Genomic DNA, 2614 nt, shown 5'->3' with positions numbered 1-2614 from the left:
TACCGAACACGGAAGTTAAGCTCTCTAGCGCCGATGGTAGTTGGGACCTTGTCCCTGTGAGAGTAGGACGTCGCCAAGCAAAAACCTAAGTCGTTTCGACTTAGGTTTTTTTGTGTTTATTTATATATATCAAATGTCATAATCCGTAAATTTAGTAATCTTAATGAGAGAAAAGGATGAAATAGAGACGTTTTAAAGTCAACTACCCCCACTGATTAAAGTTTCAATTTATACAATGTCTTTTCACTTTTAAAGGATTTTATTCATCAAAAAATCTATAATTAAGATAATTAATATATATTATTGATGGGTGTGGGGGATTATGAAAGAAATATGCATGTTATTAGTGGCTGTTATATTATGGGGGACAGCCATTGCGCCAACAAAGTGGGCGTTAGAATCTATTCAGCCATTTACTTTGTTATTTATTCGCCTTTTCTTCGCTGGTGGAATTTGTTTGCTATTTTCATTTAAACAATTAAAAAAATCGGTTGTACATAAACAAGTGCCGTGGAAAAGAATGAGTTTACTATCTTTTACTGGTGTAGCTGGTTACTTTATGTTCACATCCTACGGTATTTCTTTAACAAGTGGATTACATGTTAGTATTATTGATGCTGCTTTACCGTTAGTTACAATTCTTTTTTCAGCGATCTTTTTGAAAGAAAAAATTCAGCTTAATTATTGGATCGGTATTGTATTGGGAGCTGCTGGAGTACTTCTTATTACCATCCCATCTAGTAACGGTAATCAAGAAGTATCTTTAATAGGAGATACCCTTATTTTATTAAGCACTTTCTTATTTGCTTTCTATACAGTATTATTGAAAAGACCAAAACAAGAACAGTATTTATCAAACAAGGTTTTTACAACATTAACTTTAATTATTGGAGCTGTTATTTTATTACCATTTGCAATGGTAGAAACTTTTTACTATGGTTTCCCAGAAATCGAAACATGGAAGACTGGATTTAGTGTAATGTATCTTGTTATAGGCGCAACAATTTTAGCCTATTGGTTTTGGAATAGAGCATTAGAGACAGTCTCGGCATCAGTAAGTGGATTATATTTAAATGCCTTACCGTTAATAAGTATTGTTGCTTCAATTGCTTTATTAGATGAGTCTTTAACTTGGAAGATAGTAATGGGAGGAAGTTTAGTCTTAATAGGAGTAGGATGGGCAGATAGACAAAAGATAAGTAAGTTATTAAAGAAGAATAACTTGAATAGTAAGGAATGCTAAGTAACATATTGTATATAGTTTAAATATAAAAAAACACCTTATATATATTAGGTGTTTTTTTATTTGGCAAAGATAATAGATTGAAATCAGTATAGGTATTCTTTACTATATTTATACGTATTGAAATCATTTTGAAATATTGTTTGAACGAGTTGTATACATTCGGTATCATAAAAACTTTCGAAAGTGGGGTAGCGAGGAAATAAAGGGTCAGTAATATCGGCTTCGCTAAAATTCCCTTTATAAATCATGGCGGGAGTTTGATGATGCCATGATATTGAGAACTCATTTATTGGTGCAGTTTTTAATTTGAAACGCTTTTCTAATGCTCTCATATCCTGATCGAAGTTTTCTAAGTATATATAATTGGTCACATATTCTTCTTCACCAGCGATATATTGTTGTGTGAAATGCGGGTTAATATCATTTCCTTGAGCATCATTAATGAATAGATAGTATAGAAATTGTTTAAATGAGAGGCCTTTGGAGGAGTTTTCATCTTGATATAAAAACTTTCGGATGGGCTTCCATTCGGGATTTTCTATATAGGGAGGTGCGATTAAGGATACGAAAGAGCTCACTGCTCGTCTATAAGGGTTACGAACAAGCTTAAAAGTTTCTTTTTGTTTTTCGCGTAATGCTATACCTAGTCGGACACTATAGGCAGGTGTACTTTTGTATATGTCATATTCATAATTATGAATGAAAGGACTATAATTTAGAGCTGTCTGTAATAAGTCAATCTGATAAAAAAACCACTTAGCAAGAGAAGTACAACCACTTTTTTGGCTCCAAAATAGAATGATAGGAAAATTCTTATGATAATGTGGGTTTCTTGAATGGGCGTTGATGATATGTAATAAGGGAGGATCGAACAATCTCTACACCCCTTTCAGGTATTTTAATTATATGTATGAAAAATAAAGAGGAATATGAGTAGCTGTTTCATCTTTTCTAAAAAAGTGAAAGATTAATATTGACTATTATTGAATAGGGGTGTAATATAGAAAAAGTCGCCGATGACATTAACATCGAAAGCGACAAACGAAATAAAAAACTTAGTTGACATTGAAAGATAGAAATGTTAACATAAGGAAGTCGCAAATGAGCGACCAAGTAGTTCTTTGAAAACTGAACGAAACAAACAACGTGAAACGTCAATTTTTATTTCAGATGCTAGACAAACTAACTTTATTGGAGAGTTTGATCCTGGCTCAGGATGAACGCTGGCGGCGTGCCTAATACATGCAAGTTGAGCGGATGGATTAAGAGCTTGCTCTTATGAAGTTAGCGGCGGACGGGTGAGTAACACGTGGGTAACCTGCCCATAAGACTGGGATAACTCCGGGAAACCGGGGCTAATACCGGATA

The 2614-nt window shown here is 33.8% G+C and carries 2 protein-coding genes and 2 rRNA genes; 3 read left to right on the top strand and 1 reads right to left on the bottom strand.

Annotation, left to right across the window (positions count from 1 at the left end; genetic code table 11):
- Together rrf and ACTFSI_RS27800 are read left to right on the top strand one after the other, a co-directional pair.
- A 5S ribosomal RNA gene (gene rrf / locus ACTFSI_RS27805) occupies positions 1-79 on the top strand; the annotation flags it as partial.
- Between the two features lie 231 nt (positions 80-310).
- A complete protein-coding gene (locus tag ACTFSI_RS27800) occupies positions 311-1243 on the top strand; it encodes a DMT family transporter (protein ID WP_103557152.1) in 933 nt (310 codons plus the stop codon).
- An 86-nt stretch (positions 1244-1329) separates the two neighbouring features.
- Here the strand turns inward: ACTFSI_RS27800 and ACTFSI_RS27795 are convergent, their stop codons facing one another.
- On the bottom strand, positions 1330-2121 hold the full coding sequence (locus ACTFSI_RS27795; protein WP_000460178.1) for a sulfotransferase family 2 domain-containing protein: 792 nt from the start codon (positions 2119-2121) through the stop codon (positions 1330-1332).
- 313 nt (positions 2122-2434) lie between these two features.
- Here ACTFSI_RS27795 and ACTFSI_RS27790 point away from each other — a divergent pair.
- A 16S ribosomal RNA gene (locus ACTFSI_RS27790) occupies positions 2435-2614 on the top strand; the annotation flags it as partial.

The organism is Bacillus cereus group sp. MYBK101-2 (assembly GCF_051918845.1).
Classification (GTDB): Bacteria; Bacillota; Bacilli; order Bacillales; family Bacillaceae_G; genus Bacillus_A; species Bacillus_A paranthracis.
Note: the sequence above shows the minus strand (reverse complement) of the source record. Positions and strands in the feature narration are given on the sequence as shown.